Here is a 13,771-nt window from a genome sequence, read left to right as displayed (position 1 = left end):
TGCCCGGGACGCCTCTGGGCAGGCGCGGGCTCGGAGCGAGTCCGGTTGCGCTTTCAACCGTTTGCGGCACTACGGCCGTTCGTCTCCGATCATCGCCTTCGAGACAAGAGGTTCGCGTGTCAGCCAGGCTTGAGGCCCAGCATCTCTACAAGGTGTTCGGCAGACGACCGGACGAGGCAGTGGACCGGCTCCGCGAGGGAGCGGACAGGGAGGAGTTGCGGGGCGACGGCACCACCGCCGCCGTGATCGACGCGTCCTTCACCGTGGAACCGGGCGAGATCTTCGTCGTGATGGGCCTGTCGGGGTCCGGCAAGTCCACCCTGCTGCGCATGCTCAACGGCCTGCTGGAGCCCACCGCCGGAACCGTCGCCTTCGACGGCCAGGACCTGACGGCGCTCGCCGACCGCGAGCTGCGAGAGGTCCGCGCGAAGAAGATCAGCATGGTCTTCCAGCACTTCGCGCTGTTCCCGCACCGCAGCGTCCTGGAGAACGCCGCCTACGGCCTGGCCGTGCAGGGCGTGCCGCGCGGCGAGCGCGAGCGCCGGGCCGGTGAGGCGCTCGCGCTGTGCGGACTGGACGGCTGGGGGAAGTCCTGGCCGGACGAGCTGTCCGGCGGTATGCAGCAGCGCGTCGGCCTCGCCCGTGCGCTCGCCACCGACGCCGACGTGCTCCTGATGGACGAGTCCTTCAGCGCGCTGGATCCGCTGATCCGCCGCGACATGCAGGACCAGCTGCTGGAGCTCCAGCGCACGCTGAGGAAGACCATCGTCTTCATCACCCACGACCTGAACGAGGCCATGCGCCTGGGCGACCGGATCGCCGTCATGCGCGACGGCCGGATCGTGCAGACCGGCACCGCCGAGGACATCCTGCTGCGTCCCGCGAACGACTACGTCGCCTCCTTCATCGCGGACGTCGACCGCTCCCGGGTGCTGACCGCGGGTGCCGTCATGGACGGCGACGTCCGCGGCGACGAGGCCGACTGCGCCTGTGAGACCGCGACGCCCGACACCCCGTTCACCGAGCTGTGCGCGATCAGCGCCCGGGTGGCGCACCCCGTCGCCGTGCTCGGCAGGGGGCGCGAGCTCGTCGGAGTGGTGCCCAGGCAGCGCCTGGTCGGCTTCCTCGGCGACGAGCGGGGCGCACCTCCCGTGCCCTGCGACCAGCCGCGCGCGAAGGCGGTGACCGCCGATGCCTAGGCTGCGTCTCGGTGACTGGGTCGACTCCGGCGTCGCCTGGCTCGTCACCCACCTCGCCTGGCTCTTCGACGCGGTCAAGGCCGTGGTCGAGGGCATGTACGACGTCATCAGCGAGGTGCTCACCGCCCCGGAGCCGCTGCTCCTGGCCGGCATCCTCGCGGTGCTCGCCTGGTGGCTGCGCGGCCTGCCGGGCGGCGTCCTGGCCTTCGCCGGCTTCGCCCTCGTCGACTCGCTGGACCTGTGGGAACAGGCCATGTCGACGCTGGCCCTGGTGATCGTGGCGACCGTGATCGCCCTGGTGATCTCCATACCCCTCGGCATCTGGTCCGCACGCTCCAAGACCGTGAGCGCGTTCGTCCGGCCGGTGCTGGACCTGCTCCAGACGATGCCGTCGATGGTGCTGCTGATCCCGGCGATCCTGTTCTTCGGCATGGGCGTGCCGGCCGGCGTGGTGGCGACGCTGATCTTCGCCCTCGCGCCCGGTGTCCGGATGACCGAACTGGGCATCCGCCAGGTCGACGCCGAACTCGTGGAGGCCGCCGAGGCGTTCGGCACCAGGCCCCGCGACACCCTGCTGCGGGTGCAGCTGCCCCTCGCCCTGCCGACCATCATGGCGGGCGTCAACCAGGTGATCATGCTCGGTCTGTCGATGGTGGTCATCGCCGGCATGGTCGGCACCGGCGGCCTCGGCGGCGCCGTCAACGAGGCGATCGGCCGGCTCGACATCGGCCTCGGCTTCGAGGCGGGTCTCGGCATCGTCGTCCTCGCCATCTACCTGGACCGGATCACCGGCGCGCTCGGCGAGCAGATCTCCCCGCTGGGCCGCCGGGCCGCCGCCCGGGCCCGAGCCGCGGGCGACCGCCGGGTGTGGGAGCACCGTCCCCGTCCCGTCGTCGCGGTCGTCGGCGTGGTCGTGCTCGCCCTGGTCGCCGGGGGCATGGGCGTCTTCGGCTCCTCCGCCGGCACCGCCCAGGCCTCGGCCACGGACGTCGGCAAGGGCAAGGAGATCAAGCTCGGCTACATCCCCTGGGACGAGGGCATCGCCTCCACGTTCCTGTGGAAGGAGCTCCTGGAGCGGCGCGGTTTCGAGGTCACCGCCACGCAGTACACGGCCGGACCGCTCTACACCGGCCTCGCCACGGGCCAGGTCGACTTCCAGACCGACTCCTGGCTGCCCACCACGCACGCCGAGTACTGGAAGAAGTACGGCAAGCAGCTCGACGACCTCGGTTCGTGGTTCGGTCCCACCTCCCTGGAGCTGAGCGTCCCGTCCTACATGAAGGACGTGAACTCCCTGGAGGACCTGAAGAGCCACGCCTCCGACCTCGACGGCAGGATCGTCGGCATCGAGCCGAGCGCCGGGATGATGGGCATGCTCAAGGACAAGGTGCTGGGGGAGTACGGGCTCCAGGGCTCCTACGAGGTGGTCGACGGCTCCACCCCCGCGATGCTCGCCGAGCTCAAGCGGGCGTACGCCAAGAAGCAGCCGATCGTCGTCACTCTCTGGTCGCCGCACTGGGCGTACAGCGACTACGACCTGAAGAAGCTCAAGGACCCGAAGGGCGCCTGGGGCGAGGGCGACGGCGTGCACACCCTCTCCCGCAAGGGCTTCGCCGCCGACAACCCCGAGGTCGGCCGGTGGCTGCGGGACTTCTCCATGACGGAGCGGCAGCTCACCGGACTGGAGGCGCGGATCCAGAAGGCCGGCAAGGGGCAGGAGCAGGAGGCCGTGCGCACCTGGCTGAAGCAGAACCCCGGGCTGGTCGACAAGTGGGCGCCGGTGGGGGAGTGAAGGAGCCGGGCGGCCGGTCGACCTGACCGGTCCGGCCGCCGGGGCGAGGGGTGGGCGGCGACGTACACGCACGCGCGTGTGCGGGCGTCACGCCCACCCCTCGTGGCATCCCGGGCACGCGGCGTGCACCCTCCGGGCACGAAAAGGATCCGGACAACCACGCAGCGCCACCCACCGCCCGAGCCCCGCGACGCCGACCGCACCGCACCGCGCGCGGGGCGCCGGGCCTCGGGCCCCTTGCCGGCCAAGGGTCCGCGGCGGGAACATCGGCGACCGGTCGCGCATTGAACCGAACAGCGGGACGCTCGTAGTGATCGAGGATCGGGCTCGCGGGCGTGCTGCCCCGGTCCTGGGGCGCGAGGCGGAGTCCGGCCCGCCGGCCAGGGCGTTCGCCGTGAAGGAGGAGGCCGTGGCGGGCGACGCCGCGAGGCCGTTCCGGTGGCGCGAACTGTGAGGTCCCGGGGCACGCCGCGTGACCGCGATGTGACGGCCGCGTGAAACGGTTTGCCGAACATGCATAGGGTGCAGAGAACTCATCAGAAAGGAGTGCGCCCGGACAGCGGCGTACGACGAGCGGCCGACGAGCGAAGGAGGGAGCCGGAGCGATGGGCGACCACAAAGAACAGCCCCTTCGGGTGGGTGCCGCCGTACGGCGCCGCCGCCGCGCCCTGGAGCTCACCCTCGCCGTCGTGGCCGACCGCAGCGGCCTTTCGGTGCCCTTCCTGAGCCAGGTCGAGAACGACCGGGCGCGGCCCAGTCAGAGCTCCCTGGAGAAGGTCGCCGACGCCCTGCGCACCACCGCCGTGGAACTCCTCGCCGCCGCCGACCCGGCGTGCAGCGTCGACGTGGTGCGCGCCGACACCGTGGACCAGGGCCTGTATCCGCAGGTGCGCTCCCTCGTGCGAGGTCATCACCAGATGCACGCCTCGGAGTTCACCGGCGACCACGAGGCGGGTCGTGAGATCCAGTACCGCAACGACCAGTTGCTGTACGTCGCCGACGGCGCGGTCGAGATCGAGGCGGAGGGCCGCGCGTACCGCCTCGGCCGCGGCGACACCCTGTACCTCACCGGGGGCGTGCGCCACCGCTGGCGGGCGACCGTGCCGGACACCCGCGTGCTGGTGGTCGCCGTCGCCGAGCACATCGAGGCCGTCCAGGACCGGCACCGCTGACCGCGCGCGTCGTCTCCCTGGTGCCCTCCCTGACGGAGGCCGTCGCGGTGTCCGTTCCCGGGGTCCTGGTCGGCGCCACCGACTGGTGCGCCCACCCGGCGGGCCTGGACGTCACCCGTGTCGGCGGCACCAAGAACCCCGACGTCGGCCGGGTCCTCGACCTCGCCCCCGACCTGGTGGTCGCCAACGAGGAGGAGAACCGGGCCGCCGACCTCGACGCCCTGCGCGCGGCCGGCGTGGACGTGCTGGTGACCGAGGTGCGGGACGTGCCGCAGGGCTTCGGGGAGCTGGCGCGCGTCCTGGACGCGTGCGGCGCCGGGACGCGCCCGGCGTGGCTGCGGGACGCGGAGGCCGCCTGGGCGCGGCTCCCGGTCCCGGGGGCGCGGCTGACGGCCGTCGTGCCGATCTGGCGGCGGCCCTGGATGGTGCTGGGCCGCGCCACCTTCGCGGGGGACGTCCTGGCCCGCCTGGGCGTCGACCACCGCTACGCGGACCACGCGGACCGCTACCCGAGGGTTTCCCTCGACGCCCTGCGCGCCGCCGCTCCCGACGTGGTGGTCCTGCCGGACGAGCCGTACCGCTTCACGGCCGACGACGGCCCGGACGCATTCGAGGGGCTGCCCTGCGCGCTCGTCAGCGGACGGCACCTGACGTGGTACGGACCGTCGCTCGGCGAGGCGCCGCGGGTGCTGGGCGAGGCCCTGCGGGCAGCTCTGAGCTGAGCAGCCCGCGCGCCGTGCGCACGGCGACGGCGGCCCAGGCGGCGACCAGGACGACGTACAGACCCGTCGCGAGCCAGTCGAAGGCGTCCAGGCCCGTGTGCCGCCCGAGGGCCTCGGCGCCGGTCACGCAGGTGCCGACGGGGAAGGTGAACGCCCACCACGTCATCGAGAAACGCATCCCCCCGCGACGGGCCCGCAGTACCAGCACGGTCGCCGACGCGGCCCACAGCAGGGCGAAGCCCAGCACGGGCACGCCGTACAGCGCGACGAGGACGCCGTCGCCGAAGGGCGCGGCGTCCACGATGGTGCCGACGGCGGTCGTCGACTGCCCCAGCGGGCCCAGCACCAGGAACAGCGTCGGCGTGAGGGCGAGCGGCAGCGGGCCCGCGGTGAGCAGGCGCGCGAAGACGACGGGCAGCGCGAGCAGGGTGGCGAGCAGGCTCAGCACGGCCATCACCGCGCAGGCGTACGGCAGCACCGTCCGTACCGGACCGTGCGGCAGGTACGGCACGAGCAGCGGCCCGGCGGCCGCGGAGACCATGGGAGCCACCAGTGGCAGCAACCACACCGGGGTCGCCTGCCGTCGATCGAGCCGGCCGTGCGCGGCCAGCAGGTACGGCACGGCGACGGCGACCGTCAGCCCGAGGACCGTCCCGGCCGTGAACAGCACGGCGTCCAGCGCCGCGGCCGCCCCGGTGCCGATCCAGTCCCGGCCCACGGTGACCGTGGCGGCTCCGACCGCTACCAGGGCCATCGCCGCGCAGCCGTGGAAGGGCGCCATCGCCGGGTCCAGGAGGTGGGCGCGCGCCTGGTCGCGGTGGTGGATCCAGTGCAGGGCCCGCGCGAGGAGCAAGGCGGCCAGCAGGACCAGGGACAGCGCCCAGACGCCCGCGCAGGCCGTGCGCAGGCCCGGGAGCCGTACGGGGAGCGCGGCGCCGGCGGTGGCGACGACGGCGGTGCCCATCACGCAGGAGTACCAGTTCGGTCCGAGGTGACGGACGGCGCGGGCACGCCCGGTGGGGCGCGGCAGCGGGTGGGTGGTGGTGACCATGCCGTCACCGTCCCGTCGGTCCGGGCCCACCACCAGGGACCTTGTCTCTATGGGGACATAAGGTGGGGTTATGAGCGCGGCTGAGGGGCAGGGAAACGGACGGACGCCTCCGGGGGTCGGTTCGCTGGCGCATAGGGTCCCGGATCTCGGGGCGCTGGAACTGCTGCTGGCCGTGGCGCGGCTGGGGAGCCTGGGCGCGGCGGCCCGGGAGGTCGGTGTCACGCAGCCCGCGGCGAGCAGCAGGATCCGCTCCATGGAGCGGCAGTTGGGGGTGGCGCTGGTGGACCGATCACCGCGCGGCTCCCGGCTCACCGACGCCGGTGTGCTGGTGACGGACTGGGCGCGGCGGATCGTGGAGGCCGCGGCCGCCTTCGACGTGGGGGCGCAGGCGCTGCGGGACCGGCGGGACTCGCGGCTGCGGGTCGCGGCCAGCATGACCATCGCCGAGTACCTGCTGCCGGGCTGGCTGCTGGCGCTGCGCGTGGAGTGTCCCGACACGGCGGTGTCGCTGCTCGCGGGCAACTCGGCGGCCGTCGCGCAGCGGCTCCTGTCCGACGAGGCCGACCTCGGTTTCGTGGAGGGGCTGACGGTACCGGCGGGGCTGGACTCGGTGGTCGTCGCCCATGACCACCTCGTCGTCGTGACGGCACCGGGCCACCCTTGGGCCCGCCGGCGCCGCCCGCTGCCGGCGGAGGAGCTGGCGGCGACCCCGCTGGTCCTGCGGGAGAAGGGCTCGGGCACCCGTCAGGTCCTCGACGCGGCCCTGGGCGGCCTGGCCCGTCCCCTGATCGAGGTGTCCTCCACGACCGCGGTGAAGGCGTCGGCGGTCGGTGGCGCGGGACCGGCCGTGCTCAGCGAACTGGCGGTCGGCGAGGAACTCGCGACCCGGCGCCTGGTGAGCGTCCCCGTTGACGGCGTGCCGCTGCGCCGTGAGCTGCGGGCCGTGTGGCGCACGGGCCACCGGCCGGCGGGGCCGGCGCGGGAACTGCTCGGGCTGACGCGGAACCCGCCGCAGGGGAGGTGAGCGGCGGGCGCGCCGCCGGTCACCCCGACGCCGCGACCAGCGCCCGCATCACCCGCAGGTCCTCACCCATCTCCGGATGCCACTGCACCCCCAGCACCCAGTGCTCGCCCGGCAGTTCGAGGGCCTCCACGGTCCCGTCCGCGGCGTGGGCCGTAGCGACCAGACCCGTGCCGAGCCGGTCCACGGACTGGTGGTGGTACGTCGGTACGGTCGCCTCCTCCGGCACGGCACCGGCGTACCGGGTCCCCGGGACCGGCTTGACGGCGTGGCCGCCGAAGACCCCGACGGCCTGCGCGTGTCCGTCGAGATGCTGCACGAGGGTGCCGCCGAGGGCGACGTTGAGCAGCTGCATCCCCCGGCAGATGCCGAGCAGCGGCACCCGTGCCGCCAGCGCGGCGCCGATCAGCGCGAGTTCCCAGGTGTCGCGAGCCCGGGCGGGCGGGCCGGTGCGCGGGTCGCGCTCCGCGCCGTAGCGCGCCGGGTCGACGTCGGGCCCGCCCGCGACGACCAGGCCGTCCAGACGGGCGACCGCCGCCGCCGCGTGCTCCGGATCGTCCGGCGGCAGCATCGCGGCCAGCCCGCCCGCCCGCTGCACCAGCCGTGGATAGGCCGCCGGGAGCAGGGCCGCGTCCAGCTCCCACACACCCCAGCGCGCGCCCGCCTCCAGGTAGGTGCTGACGCCGATCAGCGGTCGTGTCACCCTGCGCTCCCTCGTGTCGCGGGACCGGTGCTCTCAGTCCCTGACCAACTCTGCCTCGGCCGCGGCCAGGGCCGCGAATTCCTCCTCCGGCGCCTTCGCCACCAGCCGCTTGCGGCTGTAGAGGCCGAAGTAGGCCACGGCCACGACGTACACGCCGAGCGCGATGAACGCGGCGGTGACGTCGACCAGGAACGTGGCCACCAGCGCCGCGCAGGCCAGGACCAGGGCCACGGAGGACGTCAGCACACCGCCGGGCGTCCGGTACGGCCGGGGCAGACCGGGCTCGCGGCGGCGCAGCACGATGTGGGACAGGGACATCAGCGCGTAGCTGATCGTCGCGCCGAAGACCGCGACGTTCAGCAGCCGGGCACCGTCGCCCGTAGCGGCGGCCAGGCCGAAGCCGATCGCCCCCGGCACCAGCAGTCCCAGGTACGGGGCCTTGCGGCTGCTCGTCAGCGACAGGAACCGCGGCAGGTAGCCCGCTCGGGAGAGCGCGAACAACTGGCGCGAGCCGGCGTAGATCAGGGAGAAGAACGAGGCCACCAGACCCGCGAGACCGGCGTAGTTCACGATCCGGCTGAGCGCGGTCGCCTCGCCGTCCGGCTGGAGCGCCTCCACCAGCGGGTTGCCCGCGTCCTGGACCGCCGCGGAACCGCGCGCGCCGGCCGCCGCGAAGAAGGTGACCACCGCCAGGACCACCAGGATGCCCATGGACCAGCGGATCGCCTTCGGCAGCGTGCGGGCGGGGTCCCGGGTCTCCTCGGCGGCCAGCGGCACGCCCTCGACGCCGAGGAAGAACCACATGCCGAACGGGAACGCCGCCCAGATGCCGAGCAGGCCCATGGGCAGCCAGGAGTTCGCGCCGAGCGCGCCGGGGTCCACCGGGATGTCGTCGAGCGAGGAGAAGTCGAAGGAGGGCAGGGCCGCCACCGCGAACACGATCAGCGCGGCCACCGCGATGCCCGTGACGACGAAGCTGAAGCGCAGGGCCTCGCCCACGCCCCACAGATGGATGCCGAGGAAGATCGCGAAGCAGACCAGGTACATCGGCCAGCCGGACTCCAGGCCGAACAGGCCGAGCGACTCGACGTAGTCACCGATGAAGATGACGATGGCGGCGGGCGCCAGGATGTACTCGATGAGGATCGCCGTGCCCGTCAGGAAGCCTCCCCACGGGCCGAGGGCGCGGCGGGCGAAGCCGTAGCCGCCGCCCGCCGTGGGAAGGATCGAGGAGAGCTCGGCGAGGGCGAAGACCATGCAGGTGTACATGGCGCCCATGAGCAGCATGGCGACGGCCAGGCCGCCGAAGCCGCCCTCCGCCAGGCCGAAGTTCCAGCCCGAGTAGTCGCCGGAGACGACGTAGGCGACGCCGAGGCCGGTCAGCAGCAGCCAGCCGGCGCTGCCGCGGCGCAGTGCCCGGCGTTCCAGGTAGTCGTCCGTCTCGGGGGCGTTGGGCGGTGTTGCGGGATCGACGGTCATGGACGGCTCCCCAGGGGGCGGCGGACACGGAGGACGGGTCGACTGAGGCGCCGCGGCCGTTCACCGGCCGCCGGCTCAATGGAGTGGTTGCACACCTTTGTGCGGCCGGGCAGGGAAAAGCAAGACCCGTGCGTCGATCCGCGGTGAACGCCGCCCGGCACGGCGGCCGCCGCCCGGATCAGGTCAGGAACCCGCGCAACAGCGCCGCCGTCCCCCCGCAGTGCTCCCGCATGATCTCCCGCGCCGCGTCCGCGTCCCCGTCGAGCACCGCCTCCACCACGGCGGCGTGCTGACGCTGCGAGTGCTCCAGGTTGCGCACCAGCAGCGGGATGCAGTCCAGCAGGTCGTTGACCGTGGCCCGCACGGCCGCGTACTGCGCGGTCAGCGTCGGCGACCCGGACAGCTCGGCGAGCGTGAGGTGCAGCAGCGTGTCCAGCCGCCGGTAGTCGGCCAGCGGAGCCTCCTGCGTCGCCGCCAGCGCCTCACGCAGCCGCCGCGCCTGCCGGTCCGTGAGCCCGTGCGCCGCGCACAGCCCGGCCGCGCCCACCTCCAGCACCTCGCGGAAGCGCAGCACGTCCTCGATGTCGACCCCCGCCACCCGCCGCCGCAGCTCGTCCTCGCCGCCGGCGTCCGCGCGCGGCAGCACGAACGTCCCGCCGTACCGCCCCCGCCGTGCCTCCACCAGCCCCTGGTCCTGGAGCACCTTCAGGACCTCGCGCAGCGTCACCCGGCTGATCCCGAGCCGCTCGGCGAGCTCCCGCTCGGCGGGCAGCCGCTCTCCGCCGGGCACCAGCCCCAGCCGGAGGACCTGCAGGATCTGCTCCAGCGCCTCCTCGAAGCCGTTGCCCGCCCGCACGGGCCGGAGCACCGGTGCCAGCCGGTCACCGGTGCCGCCGCCGGGGTTCACCGGATCCAGCGCCATCCTGCCGCGCCCCCTTCCCAAGCAATGGTTCTCGGCAATACCTTATGGCTCCCGGCCAGGCCGGCAGAAGGCACAGCAGCCGGCAGACGACGGAAGAAGCCCCAAGGAGGCCCTCCCGTGGCAGACCGCACACCCCCGCTCGGCGTCGAGGAACTGCACGCCCTCGTCGCGGGCGGCGAGATCGACACCGTCGTCCTGGCCTTCCCCGACATGCAGGGGCGTCTGCAGGGCAAGCGGTTCGCCGCGCGCTTCTTCCTCGACGAGGTGCTGGAGCACGGCACCGAGGGCTGCAACTACCTCCTCGCCGTCGACATCGAGATGAACACCGTCGACGGCTACGAGATGTCCTCCTGGGACCGCGGCTACGGCGACTTCGCCCTCCATCCCGACCTGAGCACCCTGCGCCGCGTCCCGTGGAACGCCGCCACCGTCATGCTGATGGCCGACCTCGCCTGGTCCGACGGCTCACCGGTCGTGGCCGCGCCCCGGCAGATCCTGCGCCGCCAGCTGGACCGCCTCGCCGAACGGGGCCTGAGCGCGCAGGCCGGCACCGAGCTGGAGTTCATCGTCTTCCGGGACACCTACGAGCAGGCCTGGGACGCCGGCTACCGCGGGCTCACCCCGGCCAACCAGTACAACATCGACTACTCGGTCCTCGGCACCGGCCGCATCGAGCCCCTGCTGCGCCGCATCCGCAACGACATGACCGGCGCCGGCATGACCGTCGAGTCCGCCAAGGGCGAGTGCAACCCGGGCCAGCACGAGATCGTCTTCCGCTACGACGAGGCCCTCGTCACCTGCGACCAGCACGCGATCTACAAGACCGGCGCCAAGGAGATCGCCGCCCAGGAGGGCATGGCGATCACCTTCATGGCCAAGTACGACGAGCGCGAGGGCAACTCGTGCCACATCCATCTGTCGCTCGCCGACGACAAGGGCCGCTCCGTGATGCCCGGCGACGACGGGATGTCCGAGCTCATGCGGCACTTCCTCGCCGGTCAGCTCGCCGCGCTGCGGGACTTCTCGCTGCTCTACGCGCCGCACGTCAACTCCTACAAGCGCTTCCAGCCGGGATCGTTCGCCCCGACCGCCGTCGCCTGGGGCCACGACAACCGCACCTGCGCGCTGCGGGTCGTCGGCCACGGACGCTCGCTGCGCTTCGAGAACCGGCTGCCCGGCGGCGACGTCAACCCGTACCTCGCTGTCGCCGGCATGGTGGCGGCGGGTCTGTACGGCGTCGAGCAGAAACTGGAACTGCCCGAGGCATGCCCCGGCAACGCGTACACCGCCGGCTTCGCACAGGTGCCGGCCACTCTGCGCGAGGCGGCCGAGCTGTGGGAGAACAGCCCGATCGCCCGGGCGGCCTTCGGCGACGAGGTGGTCGCGCACTACCGCAACATGGCGCGCGTCGAGCTGAAGGCCTTCGACGCCGCGGTGACCGACTGGGAGCTGCGCCGCTCCTTCGAACGTCTGTGAGGCATCAGGTGTCCCGACTGCTCGACGTGCTCGACCCCGCGACGGAGGAGGTCATCGCTTCAGTCCCCGCCGCCACACCGCGGGACGTGGACGCGGCGGTCCTGCGGGCCACCCGGGCGCAGGCCGGATGGGCCGCCCTGGCCCCCGGTGAACGCGCCCGACTGCTGCGCCGGTTCGCCGTCGTGGTGGACGAACACCTGGAAGAACTGGCCCAGTCGGAGGTCCGCGAGGCCGGTCATGTGATCGGCAACGCGCGCTGGGAGGCCGGCAACGTCCGCGACCTGCTCGACTACGCGGCCGGGGGAGTGGAGCGGCTGACCGGGCGGCAGATCCCGGTGCCGGGCGGTCTCGACGTCACGATCCTCGAACCGCTCGGCGTGGTCGGCGTCATCGCGCCCTGGAACTTCCCCATGCCGATCGCGGCCTGGGGCACCGCACCGGCCCTCGCGGCGGGCAACGCCGTGATCCTGAAGCCCGCCGAGACGACCCCGCTGACCGCGCTGCGCCTGGCCGAACTCGCCCTGGAGGCGGGCCTGCCCGAGGGCCTCTTCCAGGTGCTCCCCGGCCACGGTCCGGTCGCGGGCGACGCCCTCGTCGGGCACCCCGGCGTGGCGAAGATCGTCTTCACCGGATCGACGGCCGTCGGCAAGCAGGTGCTCGCCAAGGGCTCGGCCCTCCTCAAGCGCGTCACCCTCGAACTCGGCGGCAAGAGTCCCAACATCGTCTTCGCCGACGCCGACCTGGAGGCCGCCGCGGCAGCCGCCCCCATGTCCTTCCTCGACAACTCCGGCCAGGACTGCTGCGCCCGCACCCGCATCCTTGTCCAGCGCACCGCCTACGACCGGTTCCTGGAGCTGCTCGCCCCCGCCGTCGAGGCGGTCACCGTCGGCGACCCCGCCGACCCGGCCACGGACATGGGCCCGCTGATCTCCCGCACCCAGCTGGACCGCGTCCGCTCCTACGTCGATCCGCGGGCGCCCGGTATCCGCGGCAAGGCTCCCGAAGGCCCTGGCTTCTGGTTCCCGCCCACCGTCCTGACCGGCGTCGACCCGGACGCGCGCGTGGCCGTCGAGGAGGTCTTCGGCCCGGTCGCCGTGGTCCTGCCCTTCGATGACGAGGCGGACGCCGTGCGCCTGGCCAACGCCACCGACTACGGCCTCGCGGGCTCCATCTGGACCCGGGACGTCGGTCGCGCCCTGCGCGTCTCGGCGGCTGTCCGGGCGGGCAACCTGTCCGTCAACTCGCACTCCAGCGTGCGCTACTGGACCCCGTTCGGCGGCTTCAAGCAGTCCGGCATCGGCCGGGAGCTCGGCCCGGACGCGCTCGCCGCCTTCACCGAGACCAAGAACGTCTTCATCAGCACGGCATCCAGCACGGCATCCAGCACAGAATCCAGCACAGAATCCAGCACGGAAGGCCCCGCACAGTGAGCGCAACGTCCGAGGAAAGCATCTGCCGCCGGCTGGTCGGCCGTACCGCCGTCGTCACCGGAGCCGGCAGCGGCATCGGTCTCGCCACCGCCCGGCGGCTCGCCTCCGAGGGCGCGCACGTCGTCTGCGGCGACGTCGACCAGGCCCGCGGCAAGGCCGCCGCCGAGGAGGTCGGCGGGATCTACGTCGACGTCGACGTCACCGACCCGGAGCGGGTCGAGGCGCTGTTCCGTACGGCGTACGAGACGTACGGCAGCGTCGACATCGCCTTCAACAACGCCGGGATCTCGCCCCCCGACGACGACTCCATCCTGGAGACCGGCCTGGAGGCGTGGAAGCGCGTCCAGGAGGTCAACCTCACCTCCGTCTACCTGTGCTGCAAGGCCGCGATCCCCTACATGCGCCGCCAGGGCAAGGGGTCCATCATCAACACCGCGTCCTTCGTCGCCCGGATGGGCGCGGCCACCTCGCAGATCTCCTACACCGCGTCCAAGGGCGGCGTCCTCGCGATGTCCCGTGAACTCGGCGTGCAGTTCGCCCGCGAGGGCATCCGCGTCAACGCGCTCTGCCCCGGGCCCGTCAACACCCCGCTGCTCCAGGAGTTGTTCGCCAAGGACCCGGAGCGCGCCGCGCGCCGCCTGGTGCACATCCCGCTCGGCCGGTTCGCCGAGGCCGACGAGATCGCCGCCGCCGTCGCGTTCCTGGCCAGCGACGACGCCTCCTTCGTCAACGCCACCGACTTCCTGGTGGACGGCGGGATCTCGGGGGCGTACGTCACACCGCTGTAGCCGTCGGCCTACAGTG

The 13,771-nt window shown here is 73.0% G+C and carries 12 protein-coding genes; 8 read left to right on the top strand and 4 right to left on the bottom strand.

The features are described from left to right. The first annotated feature begins 116 nt into the window (after positions 1-116). From ACWCPM_RS08175 to ACWCPM_RS08160, 4 genes are all read left to right on the top strand, one after another. A complete protein-coding gene (locus ACWCPM_RS08175) occupies positions 117-1,199 on the top strand; it encodes a quaternary amine ABC transporter ATP-binding protein (protein WP_450975302.1) in 1,083 nt (360 codons plus the stop codon). Further along, positions 1,192-2,991, top strand: coding sequence for an ABC transporter permease/substrate binding protein (locus ACWCPM_RS08170; RefSeq protein WP_450975301.1), 1,800 nt, complete (start codon positions 1,192-1,194; stop codon positions 2,989-2,991). Before ACWCPM_RS08175 ends, ACWCPM_RS08170 begins: the two co-directional genes overlap by 8 nt. A gap of 605 nt (positions 2,992-3,596) precedes the next feature. Next, positions 3,597-4,163: a helix-turn-helix domain-containing protein gene (locus ACWCPM_RS08165; protein ID WP_450975300.1), complete on the top strand. Its 567-nt coding sequence runs from the start codon at positions 3,597-3,599 to the stop codon at positions 4,161-4,163. Continuing rightward, positions 4,160-4,885, top strand: a complete 726-nt coding sequence (locus ACWCPM_RS08160; protein ID WP_450975458.1) for a helical backbone metal receptor — start codon at positions 4,160-4,162, stop codon at positions 4,883-4,885. Before ACWCPM_RS08165 ends, ACWCPM_RS08160 begins: the two co-directional genes overlap by 4 nt. Here the strand turns inward: ACWCPM_RS08160 and ACWCPM_RS08155 are convergent. Next, positions 4,797-5,936: a TDT family transporter gene (locus ACWCPM_RS08155; protein WP_450975299.1), complete on the bottom strand. Its 1,140-nt coding sequence runs from the start codon at positions 5,934-5,936 to the stop codon at positions 4,797-4,799. The two genes, ACWCPM_RS08160 and ACWCPM_RS08155, sit on opposite strands and share 89 nt — an antisense overlap. Before the next feature lie 70 nt (positions 5,937-6,006). Between ACWCPM_RS08155 and ACWCPM_RS08150 the strand changes: the two genes are divergently transcribed. After that, the gene (locus ACWCPM_RS08150; protein ID WP_450975298.1) at positions 6,007-6,960 is read left to right on the top strand and encodes a LysR family transcriptional regulator; all 954 of its coding nucleotides are present in this window, start codon (positions 6,007-6,009) and stop codon (positions 6,958-6,960) included. A 19-nt stretch (positions 6,961-6,979) separates the two neighbouring features. On the opposite strand, the gene ACWCPM_RS08145 is transcribed toward ACWCPM_RS08150, so the two are convergent. The 3 genes from ACWCPM_RS08145 to ACWCPM_RS08135 all read right to left on the bottom strand — a co-directional run bounded on the left by ACWCPM_RS08145 (position 6,980) and on the right by ACWCPM_RS08135 (position 10,061). After that, positions 6,980-7,660 (bottom strand): gamma-glutamyl-gamma-aminobutyrate hydrolase family protein, encoded by a 681-nt coding sequence (locus ACWCPM_RS08145; protein WP_450975297.1) that lies wholly within the window; start codon positions 7,658-7,660, stop codon positions 6,980-6,982. Between the two features lie 33 nt (positions 7,661-7,693). Continuing rightward, a complete protein-coding gene (eat, locus tag ACWCPM_RS08140; protein ID WP_450975296.1) occupies positions 7,694-9,139 on the bottom strand; it encodes an ethanolamine permease in 1,446 nt (481 codons plus the stop codon). 178 nt (positions 9,140-9,317) lie between these two features. After that, positions 9,318-10,061 carry a FadR/GntR family transcriptional regulator gene (locus ACWCPM_RS08135; protein ID WP_450975295.1) on the bottom strand — a complete coding sequence of 248 codons (744 nt, stop codon included), beginning with the start codon at positions 10,059-10,061 and terminating at the stop codon, positions 9,318-9,320. A 117-nt stretch (positions 10,062-10,178) separates the two neighbouring features. Between ACWCPM_RS08135 and ACWCPM_RS08130 the strand changes: the two genes are divergently transcribed. From ACWCPM_RS08130 to ACWCPM_RS08120, 3 genes are read left to right on the top strand one after another with little or no spacing between them, the layout of a single operon-like run. Beyond that, positions 10,179-11,537 (top strand): glutamine synthetase family protein, encoded by a 1,359-nt coding sequence (locus ACWCPM_RS08130; RefSeq protein WP_450975294.1) that lies wholly within the window; start codon positions 10,179-10,181, stop codon positions 11,535-11,537. A gap of 8 nt (positions 11,538-11,545) precedes the next feature. Then, a complete protein-coding gene (locus ACWCPM_RS08125; RefSeq protein ID WP_450975293.1) occupies positions 11,546-12,967 on the top strand; it encodes an aldehyde dehydrogenase family protein in 1,422 nt (473 codons plus the stop codon). Further along, entirely contained in the window at positions 12,964-13,755 is a 792-nt protein-coding gene (locus ACWCPM_RS08120; RefSeq protein WP_450975292.1) for a 3-oxoacyl-ACP reductase, read from the top strand. The genes ACWCPM_RS08125 and ACWCPM_RS08120 overlap by 4 nt, the downstream gene beginning before the upstream one ends. Positions 13,756-13,771 lie beyond the last annotated feature (16 nt).

Source organism: Streptomyces sp. NPDC002309 (genome assembly GCF_053593375.1).
The sequence above is the reverse complement of the archived record's forward strand: the minus strand, read 5'-3'. Positions and strand labels throughout refer to the sequence as shown.

Coding starts and splice junctions, on each gene's coding strand:
- ACWCPM_RS08135 (WP_450975295.1), bottom strand. CDS start 10,061: ATGGCGCTGGATCCGGTGAACCCCGGCGGCGGCACCGGTGACCGGCTG.
- ACWCPM_RS08155 (WP_450975299.1), bottom strand. CDS start 5,936: ATGGTCACCACCACCCACCCGCTGCCGCGCCCCACCGGGCGTGCCCGC.
- eat (WP_450975296.1), bottom strand. CDS start 9,139: ATGACCGTCGATCCCGCAACACCGCCCAACGCCCCCGAGACGGACGAC.
- ACWCPM_RS08165 (WP_450975300.1), top strand. CDS start 3,597: ATGGGCGACCACAAAGAACAGCCCCTTCGGGTGGGTGCCGCCGTACGG.
- ACWCPM_RS08170 (WP_450975301.1), top strand. CDS start 1,192: ATGCCTAGGCTGCGTCTCGGTGACTGGGTCGACTCCGGCGTCGCCTGG.
- ACWCPM_RS08150 (WP_450975298.1), top strand. CDS start 6,007: ATGAGCGCGGCTGAGGGGCAGGGAAACGGACGGACGCCTCCGGGGGTC.